Below are 21,910 nucleotides of genomic sequence, written 5' to 3'. Positions count from 1 at the left end.
CGACTACATCGAGATGTTCTACAACCCCAAGCGCAAGCACGTCAGGAACGGGATGCTGTCACCCGTCGAGTTCGAACGGCAGCAGGAAATGTAACCCGAGGGCGTCCACGAAACTCGGGGCTATTCAGAGCGAATGGATTTCGCCATTGCCCTTCTGTGTGCGGATGACCTCGGAAGCAAGCAGCCAAAGCGATTTCTGCGCGGCGGTCGGTTGGGCGACGATTGCCGTTCGCCAAGATCGATATCTATCGTGAATATTGGCTATGAATAATTGGAAATGACCTACGCAATATCGCGATCAAATGGGATTGGCCCCCAACGGCCTGTTTTGGTGAAGTTTACTATGCAACCTCTTAAATTGCGCTGGGTTCGCATCGCCAGTCGTTTAACCTCGCGCCAAACCAAGCTCAAAAGAGGCGGGCGCTGTTTGATACGCCGATTCTTACCGATTGTGCTTTCCATTCCCGACTGACGACAAACTGCGGGGGTAATCTGATAAATGTTAAAATCATTAAATGGCCCATCGTTGGGGTCGAACAAGAAATGGTCTATCGGCGCTGAGGCTTTTTCCATCAGTGGAAGGAGCTTGCGAGCGGCTTCCCGCGAAACAACGTAGCCGCCCGTCTGCAAATGACGCGAACGCAAGCGGGAAATCGAATAGGGGCCTTCACTTTTAACGGGGTTGGAAATCAATACTTCATGTCCGTAAGCGTCAATTTTAACGATATCCGCTTGCTTAGGTATCCAGTGATCTGAAGCCAAAAAACGAGAGGAACCTTGGCTCAATCGAATGTCATCTTCAAAGACTACCGCATATGCATCTTCGCCGGTCGCGATCTTTTCAAAACATTTGCGATGAGAAAGAAAACAGCCAATTTCGGCAGGCGACAAAGGGGTGGGCCATTCTTTGCTGAGTTGAGTAAAGGAAGCTAGCTCAAGCTCAGACATAGCTCGACCATTTACGGCTTCCACTCGCTCGAATTGTGCGCCGAGGCGGCCAAACTGAGATGCCATGAATTCGAGACGGTCCCGGCTCTTGTCGAGATTAATGAGATAACACTTCATGAAAGCCCCCTTAGATTGGCTACCCATTAGGGAACCTTCGAATTCTAGTCAATTATTCAAGCCCAGCGTCAGCCATCCACATTGTACCAATGTCTTCATAGGCGGCACGACAAGTAGAACAGCACGTTCTTGGCTTCGTCTTATGTCTCAAACGGTCCGAAGTAGAGATAAGTCTCGGATCAAATCGTGCCAAGCTCTGCGACGAAAGGCGTGCTGATGATCCGATGCGGATACCCGTGCGGCAATACTTCACTGGATTGCGGCCCGTGCAGCGCTTATATCCGTCCCTGAGCCCGCATTCCGGCGCAAAGACATCAAAAAGCAATCATGACCCTTCTCATCAATCAGCCTCACCCGTCCATCGATCCGGCCTCCATTGAAAAGCTGGTCGCCACCTTCTACGAACGGGCGCGCGAGGATGCGGTCATCGGGCCGATTTTCGCCGAAGCGGTTCACGATTGGGATCATCACATCGCGCAGATCGCAGCTTTCTGGTCGTCAGTCATTCTCAAGACCGGCAGCTATGAAGGGCGCCCCATGGCGCCGCATCTCAAGCTGGGACTGAAGAACGAACATTTTGACCGCTGGCTCGAACTTTTCGAGAAGACAGCGCGCGAAATCTTCCCGTCCGAAGCCGCGATCATCTTTATCGACCGCGCACGGCGCATCGCCGACAGTTTTGAAATGGCAATCGCCACCAATACGGGGCAAATTTCCGCGCCACGGCATTCGCGACGCCCGCTTTAACCAAAATTGCACGCAACCCCTGCGCGCAATGCAACATATCTTGTCATCGAATATTTAACTATATAAGCAGTCCCCTAGAATAAGCGGGCGGCAATTCAGTCACGTCAACAGAAAATAAAGGCTTGCGGGAGCAGATAAAGCCAAACGCAGGGCGATGTGTTTGCGATGTAGCTAATATTCGCAACATATCACTTGCATAAAGGGGCAGAATTTCGAACAGTTGCCGCAGCTTTTTTTAAAGCGCGATAGATCGTGTGTCGTGTCAATCCGGACACGATCACGCGATCTGATCGGATATGCAGGGAGATAAACCATGAATGAATCCATTCGCGAGCTTCTGGCCAAGGTCGGCGGACTGCCGGACGCGGTGACAGACATCGCCGACGACGCCGACCTTTACAGCGCAGGCCTGTCGTCTTTTGCCTCGGTGCAGCTGATGCTTGGCCTGGAAGACAGGTTCGATATCGAATTTCCGGACCAGTATCTCAATCGCAAGTCTTTCGCGAGCATCAAGGCCATCGAACAGACGATCACCCAGATTCTCAAGGACAAAGAGGCCGCATAATGAATGCCGGGGCGGGGAACAGTCTTTTGGAGCGCGCGGGCCGCGTTGCGGCCGTAGCGGGTAAATTTTCCGACAGCGTCGATAAGGAAGGCCGCTTCCCGCAGGAAGCAATCGATGCGATGAAGGCCGAGGGCCTGCTTGGCATTCAGGTGCCAAGCGAATTGGGCGGCGAGAGCGCTGAAATCGACCAGATTGCAGAACTGTGCTGCATTCTCGGCCAATCCTGTGCATCGAGCGCGATGATTTTCGCCATGCACCACATCAAGCTTTCAAGCCTGGTGGAGCACGGCCAGGAGGTCGAATGGCACCGGGATTTCATGCGCAAGGTCGCAAAGGACCAGCTGCTGCTGGCTTCCGCGACGACCGAAGGCGGCATTGGCGGTGATCTGCGCAACTCGATCTGCGCCATTGAAATCGATGGCGCTATCTGCCGGCTGGAAAAAAACGCCACGGTTATCTCCTATGGCACCTATGCCGATGCCATTTTGATCACATCGCGCTCGCACAAAGACGCCGCGTCGTCGGATCAGGTCATGACCGTGTTCCTGAAAGACCAGTACACGCTCGAAAAGACCCATGACTGGGACACGCTCGGCATGCGCGGCACCTGCTCGGAAGGCTTTGTGTTCCGCGGCGAGGCCGACAAGGTGCAGATCCTGCCGCATCCCTTCGCTGAAATTGCAGCGCAATCCATGCTGGCGCAGTCGCATACGCTATGGAGTTCGCTCTGGTACGGCATCGCCGTCGATGCGGTCAACCGGGCGCAGGCCTTCGTGCGCGCTGCCGCAAAGCGCAATCCGGGTGCGCCGCAACCGGGCGCCTTGCGTGTTGCCGAAGCCTCCAACATGCTGCAAATGCTGAAGTCCGAAATCGTTGCCTGCCTCAAGACCTATCGCGAAGCCAAGCACGATCCCGACAAGCTGGCCTCGATGGGCTTTGCGATTGCGATGAACAATCTCAAGATTGCCGCCTCGCAGACGATCCTTCAGATCATCAACCACGCCATGCTGGTCTGCGGCATCATGGGCTACAAGAATGGCACGCCTTTCAGCCTTGGGCGTCATCTGCGCGACGCGCATTCCGCGCAGCTGATGATTTCAAACGAGCGCATCCTCGGCAATACGGCCACCATGCTGCTCATTCACAAACAGAACACCAGCCTTTTGGGATAATCGCCATGGATGCTCAAAGATCATTTCTCGACCGGCTTTTCGATTCCGGTCTGCTGATCGATACCGGCGTGGAAGGCCTTTACGGACGCTCCGGCCAGTTCGAGGATGTCATCCAGGCCTTTGAACGCCTGATCGACCGCACCGGCGGCAATGACGGCGCCGAAGCGATCCGCTTTCCGCCCGGCATGAACCGCGCTTTCTTTGAAAAAAGCGGCTATATGAAAAGCTTCCCGCAACTGGCCGGTACCGTACACAGCTTCTGCGGCTGCGAGCTTGACCATATCAACCTCATCAAATGCATGGATGAGGGCAAGGACTGGACGCTGGAGCAGAAGGCGACGGACATAGTGCTGACGCCTGCGGCCTGTTATCCGCTCTATCCGACGGTTGCCAAGCGCGGACCGCTGCCACAGGGCGGCGGGCTTTACGATCTGCAATCCTATTGCTTCCGTCATGAACCATCGGTCGACCCTGCCCGCCAGCAGCTTTTCCGCATGCGTGAATATGTGCGCATGGGCACGCAGGATGATGTGATGGCGTTCCGCCAGCTCTGGATCGACCGCGGCACGGAAATGATGAAGAAGGTGGGGCTGCCGGTCGAAATCGACGTCGCCAACGATCCGTTCTTCGGGCGTGCGGGCAAGATGCTGGTCAACAACCAGCGCGACCAGAACCTGAAATTCGAACTGCTGATCCCGATCACCAGCGTCGAAAAGCCGACCGCCTGCATGAGCTTCAATTACCATCAGGACCAGTTCGGCCTGAAGTGGGGCCTCTCGCTCGATGATGGCGCCGTGGCGCATACGGCCTGCGTGGGGTTCGGGCTGGAGCGCATCGCGCTGGCTCTTTTCCATCATCACGGTCTGGATGTTGAAATCTGGCCGGAAAATATACGCAAGGAATTGTGGGGCTGATCGTGACCATGCAGGCTGTTTTTCCGAACATCGCGCCCGACCGTTACACGCCGCACGCCTTGCATGCCCAGACGCGCATCTGGCCGGAAACCAACTGCTATGTCGATCTCTGGATCGAGGTGCTGGCGGCCTTGGGTGTCGCCCCGCAAGCCATGCTGGGCTTCACGCTGACACAGGATTTCGAGGGCGACCAGTTCACCTTCTTCAAGGTGCCGCTGGAAGACCTCGAAGCCCTTTATGGCGTGCGGGCGACCGAACTTGCGATTTTCGACCGTGTGGAAAGCCATGTCGCCGAGCAGATAGCGCGGGGGCGCCTATGCATGGTCGAGATGGACAGCTACTTCATGCCGGATACGCATGGCGTCAGCTACCGCACGGAACATGGCAAGACGACCATCGCCATCAACCGCATGGATGTCGAAAACCGCCGGCTCGATTATTTCCATAATGGCGGTTTCTATCATCTGGAGGGCGAGGATTTCGACGGGGTCTTCCAGCGTCATCTGACCGAGGCTGACCTCCCCTTCCTGCCCTATACGGAATTTGCCAAGTTTCCGAAGATTGTGCCGGATGAAGCGCATCAGCGGCGTGTCGCCGAAATTCTTCTGCCGCGCCATTTTGCCCGCAGGCCGAAGGAAAACCCGATCCGCGCCTTTGCCAGCGTATTCCCGGCTCAGGTGGAAGCCGTTGCGGAACGTCCGTTCGGCTTCTTCCACAAATATGCCTTCAATACGCTGCGTCAGCTCGGCGCGAATTTCGAACTTGCGGCAAGTCATCTCGACTGGCTCGGGCAAGGCACGCGCTTTGCAACAGCCTCGGCAGATGCCTTGCAGATCGCGGAAACGGCAAAGGCTGTTCAGTTCCAGCTTGCCCGGGCCGTGATGCGCAAGCGGTTCGATGCGTTGGCCGGGACGCTTCAACCGGCAGCGGATGCGTGGGATCGGCTGATGGCTGCGCTTGCAACGGAAATGGGTCGCGATGCAGCTTGAGCTGAATCCGACCCGCCGCCTGCTTCAGGCCGGGTGGCGGCTTGTCATCACCGGCCCGGATGCGGCGCAAACACCGCATGACGCCAAGTCCGCTGACAGCATCGATGATGCTCCCGTGCCCGGAACAGTGGCGGAAGCGCTGGAAAAAGCCGGGCGCTTCGACCGAAAAAATCCCGTGCCGCTCGACAATCAGGACGCCTGGTATTTCCTCGATCTTGAGGAGATGCCCGGCCCCGCCACGCTCCATTTTGGCGGGCTTGCCACGATATGCGACGTCTTTTTCAATGGCGAATTGCTGCTGCAAACCGAGAACATGTTTCTTGGCCATGACCTGCCCGTCACCCTGACCGGCAAGGACGAGCTTGCGCTCTGTTTTCGTGCGCTGGCACCGCGTCTCGCTCGGAAAGGCCCGCGTGCCCGCTGGCGCACGCAACTGATGGATACGCAAGGTTTGCGCCTCATCCGCACGACCGCGCTTGGCTATATGCCGGGCTGGTGCCCGCAAATTCATGCCGTGGGTCCATGGCGTCCCGTCACCATCAGCCGTCCAGATATCGAAACCATATCGGACATCGCCATCAAGGCGAGGCTGGCCGAAACCGGCAATGGCGAGCTCCACGTCGGTTTCACCTATGGCGGCAAGGCCGCGACACTCACCCTCCATTGCGCGGGACAGAAAATCGCCTGCGAGAGCCAGGGCGGCGACCGGTGGACGGCAAGGCTGATGCTTGCCCATGTCGAACCATGGTGGCCGCACACGCACGGCAATCCGACGCTTCACAATGTCGAGCTTTCGCTTGATGGCCAAATGCAGTTGATCGGGCGTACCGGCTTCCGGCGCATCGCGGTCGATCACGGAGCGGATGGCAAGGGATTTGCGCTCAAGCTCAATGGCGAGACGATTTTCTGTCGCGGCGCGGTATGGAGTTCCGCAGATATCATCCGCCTTCCCGGCGCGCGCGACGATTACGAACCATGGCTGAAACTCGCGCAGGAAGCGGGCATGAACATGCTGCGGTTGAGTGGCATCACGGCCTATGAGACACCGGATTTCTACGCGCTTTGCGACGAGCTGGGCATCATGGTGTGGCAGGACTTCATGTTCGCCAATTTCGATTATCCGGTGAAGGACGAGGCATTTGTCGGGAATGTACAGGCCGAAGCGCATCAGCTTCTCACCGCTATCGGACATGCGCCGTCGCTGACGGTTCTTTGCGGCGGCAGCGAAATCTACCAGCAGGGCGCGATGATGGGCCTGCCGGAAGCGACCTGGAAAGGTCCGCTGACCGAGGAAATCCTGCCCGGCATCGCAAACGCGCTTTGCCCGAATATCCCCTATGTGCCGAATTCGCCCTGCGATGGCGCCCTGCCCTTCATCAGCAATGAAGGGGTGAGCCATTATTACGGCGTCAGCGCCTATTGCCGTCCGCTGGACGATGCGCGGCGGGCAGAGGTGCGCTTTGCGACCGAATGTCTGGCCTTCTCCAACGTGCCCGAAGCGCGCACGCTGAAAACCCGTCTCTATGTGCCGCCGGTTCATGATCCACGCTGGAAGGCGCGCGTGCCGCGTGATCGCGGTGTATCCTGGGATTTCGAGGATGTACGCGACGCCTATCTGGAGATGTTATACGGTTACGATCCGGCGCGTCTGCGGCGCGAGGATATGGAACACTATCTCCACCTTTCGCGCGCCGTCACTGCGGAAGTGATGGAAGCGACCTTTGCCGAATGGAGACGGCCGGGAAGCACCTGTTTCGGCGCGCTTCTCTGGATGTTTCAGGACCTTCTGCCCGGTGCCGGTTGGGGCATGATCGATGCGACCGGCGAACCCAAGCCCTCATGGCACGGCCTCAAGCGCGCCTTCCGACCGCAGCAGGTCGCCTTGACCGACGAAGGCGTCAACGGCCTTGCGATTCATATTTTGAACGAGCAGGCGGAACCCGTTGATCTTTCGCTTGAACTGGCCTGCCTGCGCGCCGGTTCGCAGCCCGTCGTTTCCGGTCGCCGCGATCTTTCGATGGCCGGACGTTCAGCGATCACTATCCCGACAACGGATCTGTTCGGTGCCTTCTTCGATGTCACTTACGCCTATCGTTTCGGCCCGCCGGCACATGACGTCACGGTCGCGCGATTGAAGCGTAACGATATTACGGTTGCCGAGGCATTTCACTTTCCGCTCGGACGGACAAAGGCCTTTCATGACGCCGCTGTCGAAGCCGTACTTGTCGAAGAAAACGGCAACTGCTTCCTTGATCTCACAGCGCCGGTTCTGGCCCAATCCGTCAGCATCGATGCGGGTGACTGGCGCGCAGCGGAGAATTGGTTTCACCTTGCGCCCAACGCAACCAAACGCGTGGCCCTCATCCCACGTCATGAAACGCCGCAGAAGCCAACAGGCGAAATCCGCATCGCCGGATCGTCACGGATCGTCTGGTTCTAATTCCGCAAGGCGAGCGAGCGGATGGCATCGATATAGATTTCGCGTGAATGTTCCGGCGTCAGATTATGATCAGCATCGGGAACAATGGCTACCGACACATTGTCGAAGCCTTGCACGCCGCTGCCAGCCTGATCGAAATAGAAATTGAAATATTCGCGTCCGGTATCCTTTTCGGCATAGACCAGCGCCAGCGGCACCCCGCGCTGCTTCAATTCGTCAAAAGCCGAATAGACCGCCCGCCCCTCCATTGTCCGGCTGCGCAGAAGCTTGCGTGCCAGCCCGCGAAAACGCCCGACAACCCCGCGCGCAAGGTTGCGCAGGATGGCGCGGATATCCAGTTCACCACGAAACAGGCGCACGAATGTTTCGGCGCGGAGCGCGCGACTGCCATAATCCTCCAGCGTGCGATTGCCTTCACGAACCGCGTCCTCCACCGAGCGCCCCGGCGCCCAGTAGAACGTGACGGGGTTGACCAGAACGGCGCCGGAAATGCGCTCGTCCTTGACGGCGCAGTGGAACCCCAGAAACGCGCCGCTGCACCGCCCGGCCACAACGGGGCGGCCCCAGCCGACAGCATCGAGATAATCAAGGGCCTCGGCGACATCGGCCTCTGGCCCATGGGTGTACAGCACCTGTTCCGGCATGCCCGGATTGGGCGGGCTGTCGCCAGCATTGGCAATATCGAAACGCAGGGACGCGATCCCTTCCCGCGCGAGCCTGCGTGCCATGGCGACGGTGGTGCGCCCCCATCCGATGCGCCGGTCATAGGATGAGGACAGGAACATAACCGTCCTGCCCTGCCGCGCGCCCACTGGCGCGCAGAGAACGCCGGAAAGGCGGTCGCCGGAACCGAAGGACACCGGCGTCTCGACAAAACCGTCGCCCGCCAATGTGCCGCCAAGGACATTTTCATCCGGCCTGTTTTGTGCGGGCTTGGAGCCAGCAAGACCGGCCACCCAGTCGACAAGCCGGTCCGCGACCTCCAGCGGCAGGCGTGAGATGACCGGGTTCGAAATCAGCTTGTCGTAATCGGCAAAAGCCTCAACCGTCACATCCGCGCCGAGCTTTTCCAGATGCGCGGCCAGTTCGGCATCGTTCGGGCGATCCGTCCGCGCCAGCAGAAGACATTGGAGTGCAGGTATCGCTTGCAAGGATAGAAGATTGATCTTCTTCACATCGCCGGCCACTTCCGGCTGCATTGTCAAGGACGCGATGGAAACGCCGTTCCTGATCCGCTGCTCATCCGTCAGCCCCAGATCAGCATCGACCATGCTTGACCAGACAGCCAGTTCGCGCGTGTAAAACCGTCCGGAAATAACCGGCGCCAGCAGCGCCAAGGCCGCAATGCCATCGATCCGCGCCGCCGTTTCGGCGGCAACCGCCGCGCCAAGGCTCTGTCCGATGATGATGACACGGCTTGCCCCCGACAGGGCGCGCGCTTTCCGGGCAGCTTCGGCAAGCGTATCGCGCCAGAGGTCCAGCCCTTTGGAAAAATCGATATCGTCGCGCCCGTCGCCCGTGCCCGGCCAGTCGAAGCGGAAAGAACCTATGCCTTGCGCCGAAAGCTTGTCAGCAATGATGCGCCAGAACTTGCGCGTCGTGCAGAGTTCTTCCAGCCCCCAGGGGCTGGCAAAGACGACCACGCTATCGAGAGATAGACCAACGGGCGCCTGATAAAGGCCCAGCGTATCGCAGAAGACGACCGGGCTTGCGGCCGACCGCACAATATCTGACCCTTGCACGAAGGATATTTCGTCGTCCGCCCTGTCGCCCATGCCCCGTCCCCCATTGCAGAAACAACATCCTGCAATAATTGAAATCGCGCACGGCACCAAGGATTTATCGCCGTGTTTGCCAAGGCATGGCCCCGCCGCACATCAAACGCGGCAAGGCTGCAACAGGTGGTGCATAGCACCGGGGGCGGAAAGCCCCCAACATCAGGCCGCAGGCTTGGTCTTTTCGCCCTCAAGCAGCTTCTCATGGCGCAGCAGCATGCCGTAGAGATCGCGCGGCTCATCCGGGTCGGCCAAGAGGTCCAGCTGTTCGTAGAGGCCGGTATCCCGCAGCTTGTCGCGCACATAGCGCAGAGCCGAAAAATCTTCCGTGGCGAAACCAACAGAATCGAACAGCGTTATCTGGCGCGCGTCCTTGCGTCCGGCGATCTTGCCGGTGATGACTTCCCAAAGCTCGTTGACCGGATAATCTTCCGGCAATTGCTGGATTTCGCCTTCGATGCGGGTCTGCGGCGGATATTCGACGAAAATATCCGAACGGCGCAGGATATCGCCATGCAGCTCCGTCTTGCCGGGGCAGTCGCCGCCGACCGCGTTGATGTGCACGCCGGAACCCACCATATTGTCGGTCAGGATCGTCGCATTGGCCTTGTCGGCGGTGACGGTGGTGATGATATCCGCCCCCTCGACCGCTTCCTCCACGCTTTTGCAGGCAACGATGTCGAAACCGGCGCCTTGCAGATTGCGGATACACTTGGCGGTCGCTTCCGGGTCAAGATCGTAAAGACGCAGCTTGTCCACCCCCAGGATCGCCTTGAACGCCAGCGCCTGAAACTCGCTCTGCGCGCCATTGCCGATGATGGCCATTGTGCGGGCATTTTTCGGGGCCAGATGTTTTGCGGCAACTGCCGACGTGGCGGCGGTGCGCAGCGCCGTCAAAATGGTCATCTCCGTCAACAGCATCGGATAGCCGCTGCCGACATCGGCAAGCACGCCGAAAGCCGTAACGGTCTGAAGCCCCTCGCGCGTATTCTTCGGATGGCCGTTCACATATTTGAAGCCATAAAGCGTGCCGTCGCTCGTCGGCATCAGCTCAATCACGCCTTCCTTCGAGTGCGATGCCACGCGCGGCGTCTTGTCGAACGATTCCCAGCGGCGGAAATCTTCCTCGACATAGTCGGCAAGCTCCTTGAGGAAAGTCTCGACGCCGACGGAAAGCACCAGTTTCATCATGTGATCGACACTGACGAAAGGAACGATATTGAGGTTCGGTTGGGTCATTATTGCTCCTTGAGCATTGGGCAGCCGGACGGGCTGCATCAGTAGCTGACGGTCGGACGATCCATGACGCTGCGGCCAAGAAGGCTCGCCATCAGATCCACCATCACGGTGGCGGTGCGTCCGCGCTCATCAAGAAAAGGGTTGAGTTCCACCAGGTCGAGGCTCGTCACCAACCCGCTGTCATGCAGCATCTCCATGATGAGATGCGCTTCACGGAAGGTCGCGCCGCCCGGCACCGTGGTGCCCACGGCAGGCGCAATGGATGGATCGAGAAAATCGACGTCGAGGCTCACATGCAGAAGTCCGTTTTCCGCCTTTACCCGTTCAAGGAAACGGCGCAGCAAGGCGGCAACGCCATGCTCATCAATCAGGCGCATGTCATAGACGGCAACTTCCGTTTTCTTGATCGCCTCCCGTTCCGCCGGATCGACGCTGCGAATGCCCAGCATGCAGACATTGGCGGGATCAACCGGCGCGGCAAGCTTCGGGAAATAGCCCTCAAAGCCCTTCTGGCCGGTATAATAGGCAACGGGCGTGCCATGCAGATTGCCGCTCGTCGTCGTTTCCAATGTGTGGAAATCCGTATGCGCATCGAGCCAGAGCACGAATTGCTTGCGCCCCTTTTCAGCCGCGCGGCGCGCAATCCCCGGAACCGTGCCCGCTGCCAGAAGGTGATCGCCACCAAGAAAGATCGGAAATCCATCCGCGCTTTCGCGATAGGCGGCTTCGCTGATGGCCTCGATCCAGGCGACCGCGTGGGGAAGCGCCTTGATTGCCGGATTTGGGTGCTCCTGCGGACGCTGTGCGGCAGGCGCCAGATTGCCCAGATCGGTAAACTGGTGGCCAAGTTCCTCGATGGCCGAGGCAATGCCGGCGGCCCGATAGGAATCGGGGCCCATATTGCAGCCCACGCGGCCGGTGCCTTCCTGAACGGGCAGACCCAGAATCTTGCAATGCATAAATTGGATTCCTTCTAAACATCTGCAACAAGATTCACCATTTACGCTTGGCGATGTGAACCAACCGGATTGGCAATTTTATCGGTTTGGTTTATCAGAATGTCGGATTGGCTTTTCAAAATGGAGAAAGCATGGACGATCTGGACGAAAAGCTGATTACGCTCTTGCGCCATAACGGGCGGCGCAGCATCTCGGATATCGCAATCGATCTTGGCGTTTCACGCGCGACTGTGCGCTCACGCATGGAGCGGCTTGAACAGTCCGGCGACATCATCGGCTATACGGTTATTCTCCGCTCCGATGCCGTCGATCTGCCGGTGCGCGGCATCATGATGATCGAGATCGAAGGCCACGTGGCGGACCGCGTGGTCAAGGCGCTGGGCGGCTTTTCGGAAATTTCAGCCGTCCACACCACCAATGGCCGCTTCGACCTGGTGGTGGAACTGGGCGCCGCCACGCTGACCGATTTTGATGCGGTGCTGCGCCGCATCCGGCTGGTGCCGGGCATCAAGGCCAGCGAGACCAACCTCCTGCTGGCAACGCCGCGCTCGACGCGGGCAAGGCTCTGATTACAAAACCCGGCATTGGCGCCGGGTTTTGTATTTCATGGTCAGGCAAGCACGGGATAGTCCGTATAGCCCTTCGCGCCGCCGCCATACATATGCTGCTGGTCGAGTTCGTTCAGCGGCGCATTGTCCTTCAGGCGGCGCACCAGATCGGGATTGGCGATGAACGGCTTGCCGAAAGCCACCACATCCGCGCGGCCGCTTTCGACTTCCTCTTCGGCCAGCGCACGGTCATACCCGTTATTGACCATCCATGCAGCCTTGCCGCCCGCATCACGATAGACCTGCTTGAGACGCGCATAGTCAAAAGGCTGCGGTCCCTGCTGGAAATCACGCGGGCCGCCGGTCGCACCTTCGATGATGTGGATATAGGCCAGACCATAAGCCGCCAGTTTCTCGATCACATAGTCGAAGAGCGGCTGCGGATCCGGATCGGAAGCATCGTTGGCAGGCGTGACCGGAGACAGGCGGATGCCGACCTTTCCAGCCCCGACGGCCTTGGTTACGGCATTGACGACTTCGAACAGGAAGCGGGCGCGATTTTCAATCGAGCCGCCATATTCATCGGTGCGGTGATTGCTGCCCGAGCGCAGGAACTGGTCGATCAGATAGCCATTGGCCGCGTGAATCTCCACGCCGTCAAATCCCGCGGCCTCAACTGCATCCTTTGCAGCCCTGGCATAGTCAGCAACGATCCCCGGAAGCTCGCTCTTTTCCAGCGCGCGCGGTTCGGAGGTCGGCGCAAATTCTCCCGTCCCGTCCGGATGGACCAGATAGGTCTTCGATTTAGCCGTGATCGCGGACGGAGCGACCGGCTTTCCGCCATCGGGTTGCAGGCTGGTATGCGAAATGCGCCCCACATGCCACATCTGCGCGACGATCTTGCCGCCAGCACCATGAACGGCATCGGTCACGCGCTTCCAGCCTGCCAGTTGTTCGGCTGAATAAAGGCCGGGAACATCGGCATAGCCCTGCCCCTGATGGCTGATCGGCGTTGCCTCGGTGATGATGAGACCGGCGCTGGCGCGCTGCTCGTAATAGGTGACATTGAGATCGTTCGGCACGGCGCGCGGCGAACGGTTGCGCGTCAGCGGCGCCATGACGATGCGGTTTGCAAGCTTCAGATCACCGATGGTAACGGGGTCGAACAATGAGGCCATGGATACATTTCCTTCAAGTGGGAAAGATCGGTTGCAGGATGGATTAAAGATCGGACAAGGCTTTGATGAAGGCTGCTATCGCCTCCTCATCGCGCTTGTAGAAGGTCCACTGGCCGACGCGGTGGGGCATGATCAGCCCCGCCTTTGTCAGCACGGACAAATGGGCCGAAACGGACGACTGGGACAGGCCGCACCGTTCGAACTGGCCCGCGCACACGCCCATCTCCAGAGGCATGTGCTGGCCGGAAAAGTGCTTCTCCGGTTCCTTGAGCCAGTTCAGAATGTCGAGACGCACCGGATTGGCAAGCGCCTTGAGTATCTCGTCCAGAGGTATAGACTGAACATCAGACATCGCAGCCACCTCGCTTATCTTCCGATGTATATCGTCATTTCACGATATAAGTATTGCTTGAATCCGATTTATTAAAGATGCGGCCCGTTCACATCGGCGTGAACAGCCGGATTGGCGCCTTTCCTGTGGAACATCGATACTGCCTTGATTGCGCCGAACCGGCATCCGACTATGTTCGCCGTGACAGTGGAGAATTGGAAACTACATGGCGGATATTACCAAGCGTATTGCCGGGATCATCGCGGCGGAGATCAACGCAAAGCCGGATCAGGCGATGGCGGCCATCGGCCTGCTGGATGAAGGCGCGACCGTGCCTTTCGTCGCGCGCTACCGCAAGGAAGTCACCGGCGGCCTCGATGATACGCAGTTGCGCCAGCTTTCCGAACGTCTCGCCTATCTGCGCGAACTGGAAGCCCGGCGCGCATCGATCCTGGAATCGATCGGCGGTCAGGGAAAACTGACGCCGGAACTCGAACGCAAGATCGCAGGCGTCGAAACCAAGGCGGAACTGGAAGACCTTTATCTGCCCTACAAGCCGAAGCGCCGCACCAAGGCGGAAATCGCCCGCGAGCGTGGATTGGGGCCGCTTGCCGAGGCAATCCTTGCCGACCGCAGCCTCGTGCCGGCCGAAATCGCGGCGCAATACATCACCGCCGATGTTGCCGATGTGAAGGCTGCGCTGGATGGCGCGCGCGACATTATCGCCGAAGGCTTTGCGGAAAACGCCGAGCTGATCGGCAATCTGCGCAATTACCTCAAGGACAAGGCCATCCTGCGTTCGCGCGTCGTTGACGGCAAGCAGGAGGCGGGTGCGAAATTCTCCGATTATTTCGACCATGCCGAGCGCTGGGCGACCGTGGCCGGCCACCGCGCGCTGGCCATGCTGCGCGGGCGCAATGAGGATTTTCTCTCGCTCGACATTGAAATCGACGCCGACGACACGTCACCGATCAAGCCGGTCGAGCGCAAGATCGCTGCCGCCTATAATATCGGCGCAACGCTTCCCGGTGATCGCTGGCTGATGGACGTTGCGGGCTGGGCCTGGCGCGTCAAACTCTCTCTTTCCCTGTCGCTCGACCTGATGCGCGACCTGCGTGAACGGGCCGAGGAAGAAGCGATCAACGTCTTTGCCCGCAACCTGAAAGATTTGCTGCTGGCGGCCCCCGCCGGTTCGCGCGCCACCATGGGGCTTGATCCCGGCATCCGCACCGGCGTCAAGGTCGCGGTGGTCGACGGCACGGGCAAGCTGCTCGACACAACGACGGTTTATCCTTTCCCGCCGAAGAACGATGTGCGCGGCACGCAGGCCGAACTTGCAAGCCTCGTCCGCAAGCACAAAATAGAGCTGATCGCCATCGGCAACGGAACCGGCAGCCGCGAAACCGAGCGGCTCGTAGTGGATATGCTGTCGGATATGCCCGCCCCGAAGCCGCTGAAGGTTATCGTGTCGGAAGCAGGCGCCTCGGTCTATTCGGCGTCCGAAACCGCAGCCGCCGAATTCCCGCAGCTCGATGTGTCGCTGCGCGGCGCCGTTTCCATCGCCCGCCGTTTGCAGGACCCGCTGGCGGAACTGGTCAAGATCGAACCAAAATCGATCGGCGTCGGCCAGTATCAGCATGATGTGGACCAGTCCCGGCTGGCGCGTTCGCTCGATGCGGTGGTCGAGGACGCGGTGAACGCCGTCGGCGTTGACCTCAACACGGCTTCCGCCTCGCTGCTGGCCCGTGTTTCGGGCCTTGGAAAATCGCTCGCCGAGGCAATCGTTGCGCATCGCGATGAGGCCGGGGCCTTCAAAAACCGCAAGGAGCTTTTGAAAGTCGCGCGCCTCGGCAACCGCGCTTTCGAACAATGCGCAGGCTTCCTGCGTATTGCAAACGGCACCGAGCCGCTGGACGCTTCCGCCGTTCACCCGGAAGCCTATGGTGTGGCGAAGAAGATCGTTGCTGCCTGCGGGCGCGACGTGCGCAGCCTCATGGGCGACAGCGCGGCGCTCAAAAGCCTCGACCCGCGTGTTTTCGTGGACGAACGTTTCGGCCTGCCGACCGTGCGCGACATCATTGCCGAACTCGACAAGCCGGGACGCGACCCGCGCCCGGAATTCAGGACCGCGACCTTTGCCGACGGCATTGACGACATCAAGGACCTGAAACCCGGCATGATGCTGGAAGGCACCGTGACCAACGTGGCCGCCTTTGGCGCCTTTGTCGATATCGGCGTGCATCAGGACGGGCTTGTCCACGTTTCGCAGCTTGCCGACCGCTTTGTGAAAGACCCGCATGAAGTGGTGAAGGCAGGCGACGTGGTGAAGGTTCGTGTGACGGAGGTGGATGTGCCCCGCAAGCGCATCGGCCTCACGATGCGCAAGGATGGCGGCGAAGCCCCTGCTCCCCGCAATAACGCACCGCGCGATGCAAGGCCTGCCAAGAACTTCGCCCCGCAGCGCAAGCAGGAGCAGCCTTCAACCGGCGCTTTCGGTGCAGCCCTTCTGGAAGCGATGAAGAAAAAATAAGCTAAATCTTGTTGCCGATTGGAAAGCCGGTTGAGACTTTTCTCACCGGCATTTCATCGGTGGGAATGATCCAGCCGCTGCGGATCGCGACGCGCACCGTATCGCCTTCGTTCAACTGCACCGGGTCGCGCACCTCAAAATGCAGGTGAATGTCCGGCCTGGCGACTGGCGCGGCCTCGATCCTTGACCCGCCGCCCCGATAGACCGAACGCTTCACCCGAACCGGAATGCCGCCGGTCTCGGTCAGTTGCAGATCACCTGCCCGCAGGCAGAGTTTTGCGTTGGCACGCGGCATTTCGATGCCCGAACAGCGCACCTGTGCCCGGTTTCCCAGCACCAGCGCCTCGCAATATCCACGCTCCGCAAACGAAACCACCTCGGCGGGCAGCACCATGCCATGCGCGATGAAGGAGGCGACCATCGCGCTCGCGGGCTCCTCATAAAGCTTGCGCGGCGTATCGAACTGCTGAAGCCTGCCATGGTCCAGCACCGCGATGCGGTCCGCAAGCGCCATGGCTTCCGCCTGATCGTGGGTGATATAGATGATCGTCGTGCCCGTGCGTTTGTGAAACGCCGCAAACTCGTCTTCCATCGAGGCACGCAGATGCACATCGAGATTGGCCAGCGGTTCGTCGAACAGCACCAGCGACGGTGCGGCGACCAGGCAACGGGCCAGCGCCACGCGCTGCCGCTGACCGCCGGAAAGATTGGCCGGACGGCGATCCTCGAACCCTTGCAGATCGACCAGCGCCAGCGCTTCCCTGACGCGGCGCTCGCGCTCGGCTTTGGCAACCTTGGCCACGCGCAGACTGTAGCCGACATTTTCCGCCACCGTCATATGCGGCCAGAGCGCATAATTCTGGAAAACAATGCCGACCTGCCGTTTTTCGGGCGGCACATTGCCGTCAAGCTGGGAGACACACGCATCGCCAATATGGATTTCGCCGCCATCGACATCCTCGAAGCCCGCGATCATGCGCAAAAGCGTGGTCTTGCCGCAGCCGGACGGCCCGAGAATGGCGACGAATTCACCGTCCTTCACATCCAGCGAAACCTCCGACAAGACCTGAAACCCGTTGAAGGCCTTGGAAACAGAAGCGATTTTCAGTCGCGCCATGGCAGCACTCCGTTTGGAAGACGCCGGGCAAACAGATTGGTTGCAAGCATCAGCATGAATGTCACCGCAACGGCCAGAATGGATATGGCAGCCGCATAGGCGGAATCGCCCGCCTGTTCAAAAGAAAACATCACCACACCCAGCGTTTCCGATCCCGACGCCCAGAGAAGCGCGGAAACCGTCAACTCGCAGAAGGCAGTCATGAAGATCAGCACGCCACCTGCAAGCGTCGCCGGTGCGACCAGAGGAAATATAATGGTGCGCAGGCGATAGAAAAGCCCCGCGCCCGCAACCCTTGCCGCTTCCTCCATCGCACGGTCGATCTGGTGCAGGCCGGCAACGGTCGGCCTCAGCGCCAGCACGAAGAAGCGCGCCAGATAGGCAAAGAGAATGATCCAGAGCGTGTTGTAGAGGCTGACATCGACCACCGGCAGCGGTTTCAGGAACATCAGGAGACAGGCAATGGCCAGCACCACGCCCGGCAGCGCATAAGGCATTTCGGCGGCGAAATTGAGCACAGGCGTCCAGCGCCGCTTGCGCCATGCCAGCATATAGGCGAGTGGAACGGCAACCAGCACGGCAAAGAGTGCGGCGGCCAACGACAGCATGATGCTGTTGCCGAAGGCGCGCGCCGCCCCGGCATGTTCAAGCAGCACAAAGCGGAAATTCTCGATGGTTGCCGTGGCAAATGTCAGCGGCACGCCATAGGCCGGAACGAGCGCGGAAAGCATAAGTCCGATAAGCGGCAAAAACAGCACGATCACGATTAGCAGCCACGCAGCCGCTTCCACCGGCACGCGCCAGCGCCCCAGCTTGAATGGAGCGGCAGGCAGCGATGTCGAAACAATACGAAAATCACGCCTGCGCGATGCATGGTCCTGCGCGGCGATGCCTGCCATGGCGATCAGGCCGATCAGCACCGACAGCACGGCGACGCTGGACAGGACGGCTGGACCGCCGCCAGCAAGGCGCTGATAGATCAGCGTCGGCAAAACGAGGTAATTCGACGGAATACCGAGAAAGGCAGGAATGCCGAAATTGCCGACGCAGGACACAAAGGCAAGCGCGGCAGCACCGATGATCGATGGCGTCATCAGCGGCAGGATGATGGTGCGCAGCACCGTCCATTTACTGGCGCCGGCGCTCAAGCCCGCCTCCACCAGCTCGCGCGGGAGCTTGCGCAGACCGGCGCGCACGATCAAAAAGACCAGCGGCCCATATTGCACGCCCAGAAGCAGGATGATGCCCCAGACGGAATAGAGCGGATTGCGGCTGCCAAGCGGCGGAGCCATGCCGATAAGTTTGAGAAACTGGCTCGCTGGTCCAAAGAGTTGCAGCCATGCCAGCGCCGTCACCTGCGGCGCGATCAGAAGCGGCGTGACATAGAAAAGCACGAAGACATTGCGTCCGCGCATATTGGTCAAGCCAACGAGGAGTGCCGCCACAATGCCGAAGGCAAGCGCCAGCAGCGTGCCGCCAAGGCCGATCTGCACGGAATGCCATGTCGCAACCCAGGTCGACCGGCTGCCCAGCGTCTCCACCAGCGCCGATGTCGAGAAATGTCCCTGCGGCGCAACAAGCTCCACCAGAAGCCGCACCATCGGCACGAGTGAAAGCACCGCAACGATCAGGGTGACGCCAGCAATCAGGGCCGCATCGCGACCCTGAAGGTCTTTCATGATCCGCATCGAAATGCCTATCCGCCAAACAACTCGGAGAACTGCTTCTTGTCGGCGTCGGTCTGGTCGAGAACCTTCTGGGTGTCGATCGACATGATGTTGATCCTGGTGCCTTCCGGCAGCCATGCCGGGCGACCGACACCTTCCTTGGCGGGCAGATAGCCCTGCTCCAGCGCCAGCTTCTGGCCATCGTCGGACAGGATGAAATCGACGAATTTTTTGGCGCCGTCGACATTCCTGGATGTGGCCATGATCGCGACCGGTTCCGTCACGGCAGGCACGCCTTCCGCCGGGAACACGAATTCGACCGGCGATCCCTTGGCCTTGGCGTTGAGCGCCATGAAGTCCACCAGAATGCCGTATGGCTTTTCGCCGCTGGCAACCGATTTCAGCACCGCGCCATTGCCCTTCACACTCGAAAGCTCATTTTCCTTGAGCTTCCTGAAATAGTCCCAGCCAAGGTCCTTGTTAAGCGCAAAGCCGCTCAGGAGATAGGCGGCAGCGCCGGAATAAAGCGGGTTCGGCATGACGACCTGGCCCTTATACTCGGCCTTGGCGAGATCGGCCCAATGTTCCGGCTTCTGCGCTGCACCCGTATTATAGGCGATGCCGGTGGTGATGAGCTTGGAGCCGAAATAGGTCTTGTCGGCATCATAGCTGTCTGCCGCAAAACCGTCGAGCCTGGCTTCGGGATAGGCAAGCAGGCGCTTGTCCTTCTTCAGCCCTTCCATGGTCACGGCGTCGGCGATGAGAAGCACATCCGGCTGGGGCGCGCCGGCTGCAAACTCGGCGGCAAGCTTGGTGAGGAGTTCGCTCGTGCCGGAACGGAAAATCTGCACATCCGTATCGGGATTGGCCTTGCGGAAGGCTTCGACGGTCCGGGTCGCATCCGCTTCCGGCTGCGAGGTATAGAGCGTCAGCGTATCGGCCTGCGCCACGGCGATGGAGAGAGCAAGAAGCGCAGGTACGACAGCAGCCCGCTTCAGCATCTTGTTCATGGGATTGGCTCCTCGAATTTCTGTATAATGTTCGCCGGCAGGGCCAGCGATACCGGCACAGTCCCGCCGCGTGCGAAGGGATAGCCCGCAGACGATGTGATGGCGATAGGCACGATCATTTCCATTCATGGTGCACCTGTCAAAACATTCCTGCATCCAATGCCGGACAAACAAAAGCCCTCCGGCAGAATTTTCCTCTGCGGAGGGCTTTTTTCACGTCGGTTGTCTGTGCTTCGTGCCGCCCGCACTCCCCATCAGGGGAGGATGCGGATGGCAATAGAGGAGCCGCGCTGCAATTTTATGACAGGCTATCGAGCTTAGACAACAATTTCGGCCACATGAGCCACCTGTGCTCCAGCCTCGTAATAGGCTTCGCGCAGGCCGCGGAAATTCTGTTCCTTCGGATCACTGACCGGCAGCGGCAGATCGTCTTCCGAAATCTCACCGGACACAAGCTGCGACAGCAGTTTTCCGAACACCGTGCCCGGCGCAATGCCGCGCCCGTTATAGCCGGAGAAGCCGACCACATTGCGCCCAAGGCGATGGAATTTGGGCAGGCTGTCATCCGTCATGCCGATCTTGCCATACCATTCGGCCTCGAACTCCACCTCGCCAATCTGCGGGAAGAGACGCTTCAATGATTTCCTTGCCCATGCCTTGTGCACGGCGGCACCCGTATTGCGCAGCGCGCCGACACTTCCAAAGACGAGGCGGCCCTGCTGGTCAAAACGGAAAGACGAAAGCACTTCCTTCGTATCCCACACACCCTGGCGTTCCGGCAGGATGCTCTTTTTCAGATTGTCGGAAAGCGGCTTTGTGGCCATGTTGAAATAAGGCAGATGCACCAGTTCGGCGCGCACTTCGGCCCATGGCGCATTGGTGTAGGCATTGGTCGCCACCACCACCCAGTTTGCCGTCACGGAACCGCTCGCGGTCCTGACCACCCATTTGCCGTTCTTTTCCTCCGCACCGATCACCGGGCTTCCCGTAAACACGGTCGCGCCGGCGGCAATGGCGGCATGGGCAAGGCCGCGCACATAGGCAAGCGGCTGGATCGTTCCGGCGCGCAGATCGAGCAGCGAACCGGCATAGGCTTTCGTGCCAACCTTGGCTTCGGTTTCGTGCGCGTCGAGCAGCTTCACATTCGCGCCGCGGCGCGCCCATTGCTCATAGCGGTCTTCGAGTTCCTTCAGACCCTTTTGGCCGACGGCACAGTGCAGCGTGCCCTGTTTTTCAACCTCGCAGGCGATCTTGTGTCTTTCGATGATCTCGAAGACGAGCTTGGGCGCATTGCCCAGAACATCGAGCAGCCGGTCGCCATATTTATGGCCGAGCACGCCCGGCAGATCGTCCGGCATGACCCACATGCCTGCATTCACCAGACCGACATTGCGGCCCGAACCGCCATAGCCGACCTCGATCCCTTCGAGAACGATGGCCCGCGTGCCCTTCTCGGCCAGATGCAGCGCCGTCGAAAGGCCGGTAAAACCGCCGCCCACGATCACCACATCCGCAGTCAGATCACCTTGCAGCGCAGTCGTTCCGGGAGCGGCAGGGGCGGTCTTTTCCCAAAGACCATGGGAGCGCGGATCGTTCAGCATCGAGATCAACCATTTAAATAGTGAAACACGGGCACCCTGCCCGACTGTTTCTATTGCACGCCG

Annotated in this window: 19 protein-coding genes; 9 read left to right on the top strand and 10 right to left on the bottom strand. The window is 59.5% G+C overall.

Annotated elements, in window-relative coordinates; all coding sequences use genetic code 11:
* The coding region (locus AVM02_RS19330; protein WP_297564976.1) for an IS3 family transposase at positions 1 to 94 on the top strand (94 nt) is incomplete at its 5' end.
* A gap of 188 nt (positions 95 to 282) precedes the next feature.
* On the opposite strand, the gene AVM02_RS19325 is transcribed toward AVM02_RS19330, so the two are convergent.
* Positions 283 to 1,065 carry a glycosyltransferase family 25 protein gene (locus AVM02_RS19325; RefSeq protein WP_411508521.1) on the bottom strand — a complete coding sequence of 261 codons (783 nt, stop codon included), beginning with the start codon at positions 1,063 to 1,065 and terminating at the stop codon, positions 283 to 285.
* A gap of 327 nt (positions 1,066 to 1,392) precedes the next feature.
* Between AVM02_RS19325 and AVM02_RS19320 the strand changes: the two genes are divergently transcribed.
* The 6 genes from AVM02_RS19320 to AVM02_RS19295 all read left to right on the top strand — a co-directional run bounded on the left by AVM02_RS19320 (position 1,393) and on the right by AVM02_RS19295 (position 7,892).
* A complete protein-coding gene (locus tag AVM02_RS19320) occupies positions 1,393 to 1,812 on the top strand; it encodes a group III truncated hemoglobin (RefSeq protein ID WP_411508520.1) in 420 nt (139 codons plus the stop codon).
* A 313-nt stretch (positions 1,813 to 2,125) separates the two neighbouring features.
* Positions 2,126 to 2,377, top strand: a complete 252-nt coding sequence (locus AVM02_RS19315) for an acyl carrier protein (protein WP_411508519.1) — start codon at positions 2,126 to 2,128, stop codon at positions 2,375 to 2,377.
* Positions 2,377 to 3,549, top strand: a complete 1,173-nt coding sequence (locus AVM02_RS19310; RefSeq protein ID WP_411508518.1) for an acyl-CoA dehydrogenase family protein — start codon at positions 2,377 to 2,379, stop codon at positions 3,547 to 3,549. Before AVM02_RS19315 ends, AVM02_RS19310 begins: the two co-directional genes overlap by 1 nt.
* A 5-nt stretch (positions 3,550 to 3,554) precedes the next feature.
* Positions 3,555 to 4,463 carry an amino acid--[acyl-carrier-protein] ligase gene (locus AVM02_RS19305; protein ID WP_411508517.1) on the top strand — a complete coding sequence of 303 codons (909 nt, stop codon included), beginning with the start codon at positions 3,555 to 3,557 and terminating at the stop codon, positions 4,461 to 4,463.
* 8 nt (positions 4,464 to 4,471) lie between these two features.
* On the top strand, positions 4,472 to 5,452 hold the full coding sequence (locus AVM02_RS19300; protein ID WP_411508526.1) for a DUF1839 family protein: 981 nt from the start codon (positions 4,472 to 4,474) through the stop codon (positions 5,450 to 5,452).
* Positions 5,442 to 7,892, top strand: a complete 2,451-nt coding sequence (locus AVM02_RS19295) for a glycoside hydrolase family 2 protein (protein ID WP_411508516.1) — start codon at positions 5,442 to 5,444, stop codon at positions 7,890 to 7,892. Before AVM02_RS19300 ends, AVM02_RS19295 begins: the two co-directional genes overlap by 11 nt.
* Here the strand turns inward: AVM02_RS19295 and AVM02_RS19290 are convergent.
* The 3 genes from AVM02_RS19290 to rocF form a co-directional block, all read right to left on the bottom strand.
* Positions 7,889 to 9,667, bottom strand: a complete 1,779-nt coding sequence (locus AVM02_RS19290) for an alpha/beta fold hydrolase (RefSeq protein ID WP_411508515.1) — start codon at positions 9,665 to 9,667, stop codon at positions 7,889 to 7,891. The two genes, AVM02_RS19295 and AVM02_RS19290, sit on opposite strands and share 4 nt — an antisense overlap.
* A gap of 162 nt (positions 9,668 to 9,829) precedes the next feature.
* Positions 9,830 to 10,906: an ornithine cyclodeaminase gene (locus tag AVM02_RS19285; RefSeq protein WP_411508514.1), complete on the bottom strand. Its 1,077-nt coding sequence runs from the start codon at positions 10,904 to 10,906 to the stop codon at positions 9,830 to 9,832.
* Positions 10,907 to 10,944: 38 nt separating this feature from the next.
* Positions 10,945 to 11,865 carry an arginase gene (rocF, locus tag AVM02_RS19280; protein WP_411508513.1) on the bottom strand — a complete coding sequence of 307 codons (921 nt, stop codon included), beginning with the start codon at positions 11,863 to 11,865 and terminating at the stop codon, positions 10,945 to 10,947.
* 131 nt (positions 11,866 to 11,996) lie between these two features.
* On the opposite strand from rocF, the gene AVM02_RS19275 reads away from it, so the two are divergent.
* Entirely contained in the window at positions 11,997 to 12,434 is a 438-nt protein-coding gene (locus AVM02_RS19275; RefSeq protein WP_411508512.1) for an Lrp/AsnC family transcriptional regulator, read from the top strand.
* Between the two features lie 41 nt (positions 12,435 to 12,475).
* Here the strand turns inward: AVM02_RS19275 and AVM02_RS19270 are convergent, their stop codons facing one another.
* Together AVM02_RS19270 and AVM02_RS19265 are read right to left on the bottom strand one after the other, a co-directional pair.
* Entirely contained in the window at positions 12,476 to 13,591 is a 1,116-nt protein-coding gene (locus AVM02_RS19270; RefSeq protein ID WP_411508511.1) for an alkene reductase, read from the bottom strand.
* Positions 13,592 to 13,634: 43 nt separating this feature from the next.
* Positions 13,635 to 13,943, bottom strand: coding sequence for an ArsR/SmtB family transcription factor (locus tag AVM02_RS19265; RefSeq protein WP_411508510.1), 309 nt, complete (start codon positions 13,941 to 13,943; stop codon positions 13,635 to 13,637).
* A gap of 205 nt (positions 13,944 to 14,148) precedes the next feature.
* Here AVM02_RS19265 and AVM02_RS19260 point away from each other — a divergent pair, with 205 nt between their 5' ends.
* On the top strand, positions 14,149 to 16,452 hold the full coding sequence (locus AVM02_RS19260; RefSeq protein WP_411508509.1) for a Tex family protein: 2,304 nt from the start codon (positions 14,149 to 14,151) through the stop codon (positions 16,450 to 16,452).
* Position 16,453: 1 nt separating this feature from the next.
* Here AVM02_RS19260 and AVM02_RS19255 read toward each other — a convergent pair whose 3' ends face one another.
* From AVM02_RS19255 to AVM02_RS19240, 4 genes are all read right to left on the bottom strand, one after another.
* Positions 16,454 to 17,569 carry an ABC transporter ATP-binding protein gene (locus AVM02_RS19255; RefSeq protein ID WP_411508508.1) on the bottom strand — a complete coding sequence of 372 codons (1,116 nt, stop codon included), beginning with the start codon at positions 17,567 to 17,569 and terminating at the stop codon, positions 16,454 to 16,456.
* Positions 17,557 to 19,257: an ABC transporter permease gene (locus AVM02_RS19250; protein WP_411508507.1), complete on the bottom strand. Its 1,701-nt coding sequence runs from the start codon at positions 19,255 to 19,257 to the stop codon at positions 17,557 to 17,559. Before AVM02_RS19250 ends, AVM02_RS19255 begins: the two co-directional genes overlap by 13 nt.
* Positions 19,258 to 19,265: 8 nt before the next feature.
* A complete protein-coding gene (locus AVM02_RS19245) occupies positions 19,266 to 20,246 on the bottom strand; it encodes an ABC transporter substrate-binding protein (RefSeq protein ID WP_411508506.1) in 981 nt (326 codons plus the stop codon).
* Positions 20,247 to 20,563: 317 nt separating this feature from the next.
* A complete protein-coding gene (locus AVM02_RS19240) occupies positions 20,564 to 21,847 on the bottom strand; it encodes an NAD(P)/FAD-dependent oxidoreductase (RefSeq protein ID WP_411508505.1) in 1,284 nt (427 codons plus the stop codon).
* Positions 21,848 to 21,910: the final 63 nt, after the last annotated feature.

Origin of the sequence: Brucella anthropi (assembly GCF_046630315.1) — a bacterium.
Classification (GTDB): Bacteria; Pseudomonadota; Alphaproteobacteria; order Rhizobiales; family Rhizobiaceae; genus Brucella; species Brucella anthropi_A.
This window is presented reverse-complemented; position numbering and strand designations above follow the sequence as displayed.